This is a genomic window from Mesorhizobium sp. M2A.F.Ca.ET.067.02.1.1 (assembly GCF_004023285.1).
GTDB lineage: Bacteria > Pseudomonadota > Alphaproteobacteria > Rhizobiales > Rhizobiaceae > Mesorhizobium.
The window spans coordinates 1-4,274 of the sequence record NZ_RZSB01000522.1 but is presented as its reverse complement, the minus strand read 5'-3'; the positions used below and the strand labels follow the sequence as shown (position 1 = coordinate 4,274).

The following is a 4,274-nucleotide window of genomic DNA, read 5'->3' as shown; positions in this document are numbered from 1 at the left end:
CAGGGTGCAGCTTGATCAACCGACCGAAATCTGGTTGGTCATCAAGGGCAAGTCAAAGGCGGCGGCTGCGGCCACGCCGGCGCCGCGGAACTCTAGATTCCGTACCTGCTCAAATGTTATCACCGGCTCCTTCGAGGTTTCCGCTTCCGAGAAATGCGCCTTAGGCGGCAGCTACTCGCAAGCTGCCGGAGTCCCGACAGTGATCGAGGGTAAGTCAAAGGTGGCTGCTCCAGCGCCGCGGAACTCCAAGTTCCGTACCTGCAGCGGCACTACCGGTACCTTCCAGATTCCCGTTTCCCGGAAATGTCCATTGAGCGGCTACGCGAATGATTGAGAGTTAGGTGATGAGATCGGACCCGGTCGTTCCGGTGGTTGGGTTTTGACCCTTGCTTCGTAACAAAAAAGCCCGGCGCAGGCCGGGCTTTTCGTCGGAATGGAGATATTCCGTCAGTCGGCGTCAATCGCCTCAGCGATGCGGGCGATCGCCTGCTGATAGACGCTTGCCGAATTCCAGCCGGCGATCGCGCCCATATTGGCCTGATAGCTCGCGCCGGCGCGCCAGCCATGGCCCTTGAGGAAGTTGGCGGTGGATGCCAGCGCCGTGTTGCGGTCGCGCAAATTGCCGCTGCCGACGCCATATTTCAGCACGTTTCCGGGCAGGAACTGGGTATGGCCGATCTCGCCATGCATGGCGCCGACCGAGGAGGCGCTGAGCGCGCCGCGATCGACAAGCTTCAGCGCGGCGATGGCATGCGGCTTGAAATAATCCGGGCGACGGCAGTCATAGGCGAGCGTCACGATCGCCGAAACCGTGTTTTGGTTCCCCATCGAGGCGCCGAAACCGGTTTCCATGCCCCAGATGGCGAGCAGCACGCCCGGCGGCACGCCATAGGTGCTCTCGATATTGGCAAACATCGCCGCGTTTGCTTTCTTCAGCGCGCGGCCTCGGGAGATGATCGCGGATGCGCCACGGCGCTGCATGAAGCTTTCCACCGAGCCGCTGAACGCCTTGTGGATCGCCCGGTCGGCGGCGATCGTCCTGGTGGCGTAAGTGGCACCCGCCAGCGCGGACAGGCCCCTCTGGCCGACACCCTCGGCTCTGGCCTCGCCGGCAAAATCCTGTTTCCAGGCGTCAAAGCCGGCGCCGTTCTTGCCACAGCTCGGAGCCGCCTCGGCGCCCGCCGTCAGCGCCAGCGTCGCCACTACCGCCGCCGCAAAAATCCTTCCTTTGGCAAAAAATGCCATCTCGTTCTCCTGAATTGCCTGAATCACGTCCCGGTTGTGAATTTGCCAGCGAAACGCCGGGTTGTCACCGCCTCCGCGGAGCACGTGACACTCGACACTGGCGAAAGAAGGGCAATTTGCCTACGATCGGGCATCAGGTGTGGCGGGCTTGCCTCATGAAGGACGTTGATGTCGTGATCGTTGGCGCCGGTTCCGCGGGACTTGCCGCGGCAAAGGTGCTTCGAGCCGCCGGACATTCCTTCCTTCTTCTCGAGGCCATGGACCGCATCGGCGGCCGCGCCTGGACCAGCGACCGCCATTTCGGCGTGCCTTTCGACATCGGCTGCGCCTGGCTGCACGCGGCAGACCGCAATCCGTATTTTCCGGAAGCCAAGGCCGCCGGCTGGACGCTGCATCACCATGACATGAATGTCGACCATCTCTATTATCGCAAGCGCAAGGCGAGCGAGGAGGAGGAGGCCGAGATGAAGGCGGCCGATGCCAAGCTCTTCGAACTGCTCGCCAATCATCAAGTCAAGGACGGCGACGACGACCGGCTGTCGGGGCTGCTTGCCAGGGGCCACGCGCCGCGCGCCGCGGCCACCTTCGCCGGCCCGATGGATTTCGGCGCCGACGAGGACGAGATCTCGATCCGCGACTTCCAGGCAGCCGCCGACCTCGACCCCAACTATTTCAGCAAGGAAGGGTTCGGCGCGCTGGTCGCGCGTTTCGGCTTCGACGTGCCGGTCGAACTGTCGACGCCGGTGCGCAAGATCCTTTGGGATGTGCCGGGAATCGCCTGCGTCACCGACCGCGGCACGGTGCGCGCCAAGGCGGTCATCGTCACCGCTTCGCCCGCCGTGCTCGCCTTCGAGGAGATCGAGTTCTCGCCCGCGCTGCCCGACGCGCATTTCGGTGCCTTCTTCGACCTGCCCATGGGCATGCTGACCAAGCTGCCGGTTGAGATCAAGGGCACGAGGCTCGGCCTTGCGCCTTTCGACGACCTTTTGATCGAGCGCATGGCCAGGCACGACATCTATTTCCTCTGCTTCCCCTTCGATCTCGATCTGATGGTCGGCTTCGTCGGCGGCGACTTTGCCTGGGAAATGTCGGCCGCCGGCGAGGCAGCCGGGGTCGATTTCGTCGTCGACCGCCTGTGCGGCATCTTTGGTGGAGACGTGAGGAAGCATGCCGGCCGCGCCATGATGACGAACTGGGGCGCGGAGCGCTTTGTGCGCGGCGCCTATGCGGCGGCGCGCCCGGGCCGCTCCGAAGCGCGCGCGACGCTGATGCAGCCTATTGCCGAGAAGATCTTCTTCGCTGGCGAGCATGTCGCCGGTCCGCTGATCCAGTCCTGCGGCGGCGCGAGGCTCTCGGGCGAAAGCGTGGCCAGGCAGGTCATTGCCTAGATTGCGGCGAAGTAGCACTGGAACGCCGGACGCCGGCGGGCGTTAGGGGCGAACCCACATCCACGCATGGGTCCCACGGGGTTGATGCATGAAGCTTTTCGACTGTCCAAACTGCGGGCACCGCCTTTATTTCGAGAATGCCCAGTGTCTGAACTGTTCCAGCCTGGTGCTCTACGACCCGGAGCAGGCGAAATTCGTGCTCAGCGGCGAGGGCGGCGTCCTTCCATGTGGCAACGCCGATGAATGCGCGTGCAACTGGCGGGCCGAGAACGGCCGGACCTTCTGCCGCGCCTGCGCTCTCAATCAGGTCATTCCCGACCTTTCCATCGACGGCAACCGCAGGCGCTGGATCCGGGTCGAAGCGGCGAAGAAGCGTGCCGTCTACTCCCTGCTCGCCCTCGGCCTTCCGGTTACGCCCAAGGCCGATGCGGGCGACGAGACCGGTCTGGCCTTCGACTTTCTCGCCGACCCGATCGGCGCCGGTCCAGGCGGGGAACGCATCCTGACCGGCCATGACAACGGATTGATCACGCTCAACGTCGCCGAGGCCGATTCCGCCGAGCGCGAGCGCCGGCGCATCGAGATGGGCGAGAATTACCGCACCTTGCTCGGCCATTTCCGCCATGAACTCGGCCACTATTATTGGGACCGGCTGGTCCGTGACGATCCCGCATATCTTTCGGCTTTCCGCGCGCTCTTCGGCGACGAGCGGACCGATTACGAGCAGGCCTTGCAGGCCTACTACGCCAACGGCGCGCCGCCGGACTGGCAGCAGCGCCACATCTCCGCCTACGCCACGTCCCATCCCTGGGAGGATTGGGCCGAGACCTTCGCGCACCATCTGCACATCACCGACACGCTCGAGATGGTGCATGCGCTGAATCTTCCGCTCGGCCGGCTGGAAACCGTCGGCGACGGCGACCTGCCGCGCGCCGATACCGGCGGACATTTGCAGCCGGCGCCTGGCGATCCAGATCCGGTGCAGGAGCCGTTCGAGAGGATCCTCGCCCGCTGGCTGGTGCTTTCGGAGGCCTCCAATTCGATCAACCGCTGCATGGGACTGCCGGACCTCTACCCCTTCGTGATTTCCGAGGTGTCGGCGCGAAAACTGGCCTTCGTGAACGACCTTCTGACCGGCGCGCGGAAAAAGCCTGGAACAATTCGTGAGCCGGCAGCGGCACTTTAGCCGGAACGCATAGATCCCTGTTTCGTTTCCGAGCCCTAGGGCATGATCCCCAAAAGCGGGAACCGGTTTTCGGAAAGATCATGCTCCGACAAAGGAGCTGGATCAGGATGACGTATCTTTGAAACGTCATCCTGATCCAGGGAGCGTTGAAAACGGAGTTAAAAACGATGAAACGCATGTTGTTTCCGGCGCTTGCCGGTGCGCTGCTCGCCATGTCGGGCGCCGCTTTCGCCGATACCCCCGTCGCGGCCGTGACGGACTTGAATGTCCGCGCCGGGCCGGGTCCGCAATACCCAGTCGTCGGCGTGCTGGCGGCCGGCCAGTCGGCCACGCTTACCGGCTGCATCGAAGGCAGCAAATGGTGCACCATCGCCGAAGTCGGCCGTCACATAGTCGGAATAGACCCAACCCTTGCCGCCGACCGATGACGTCTACACCAGGGACACCTACACCTG

Annotated in this window: 3 protein-coding genes and 2 pseudogenes; 4 read left to right on the top strand and 1 reads right to left on the bottom strand. The window is 63.8% G+C overall.

Annotation, left to right across the window (positions count from 1 at the left end):
• Nucleotides 1–334, top strand: a pseudogene (locus EOA28_RS39615) (hypothetical protein); the annotation flags it as partial.
• A gap of 113 nt (nt 335–447) precedes the next feature.
• Here the strand turns inward: EOA28_RS39615 and EOA28_RS26625 are convergent.
• Entirely contained in the window at nt 448–1,245 is a 798-nt protein-coding gene (locus tag EOA28_RS26625; RefSeq protein ID WP_126080417.1) for a lytic transglycosylase domain-containing protein, read from the bottom strand.
• Between the two features lie 155 nt (nt 1,246–1,400).
• Between EOA28_RS26625 and EOA28_RS26620 the strand changes: the two genes are divergently transcribed.
• The 3 genes and pseudogenes from EOA28_RS26620 to EOA28_RS26610 form a co-directional block, all read left to right on the top strand.
• Nucleotides 1,401–2,633 carry an NAD(P)/FAD-dependent oxidoreductase gene (locus EOA28_RS26620; RefSeq protein ID WP_128315447.1) on the top strand — a complete coding sequence of 411 codons (1,233 nt, stop codon included), beginning with the start codon at nt 1,401–1,403 and terminating at the stop codon, nt 2,631–2,633.
• A gap of 88 nt (nt 2,634–2,721) precedes the next feature.
• Nucleotides 2,722–3,819 carry a putative zinc-binding metallopeptidase gene (locus EOA28_RS26615; RefSeq protein WP_127253762.1) on the top strand — a complete coding sequence of 366 codons (1,098 nt, stop codon included), beginning with the start codon at nt 2,722–2,724 and terminating at the stop codon, nt 3,817–3,819.
• Between the two features lie 167 nt (nt 3,820–3,986).
• Nucleotides 3,987–4,196 (top strand): annotated as a pseudogene (locus EOA28_RS26610) (SH3 domain-containing protein); the annotation flags it as partial.
• Nucleotides 4,197–4,274: the final 78 nt, after the last annotated feature.

Bases quoted from the DNA above. Each gene is read 5' to 3' on its own strand.
- EOA28_RS26625 (WP_126080417.1), bottom strand. From the start codon at position 1,245: ATGGCATTTTTTGCCAAAGGAAGGATTTTTGCGGCGGCGGTAGTGGCG.
- EOA28_RS26620 (WP_128315447.1), top strand. From the start codon at position 1,401: ATGAAGGACGTTGATGTCGTGATCGTTGGCGCCGGTTCCGCGGGACTT.
- EOA28_RS26615 (WP_127253762.1), top strand. From the start codon at position 2,722: ATGAAGCTTTTCGACTGTCCAAACTGCGGGCACCGCCTTTATTTCGAG.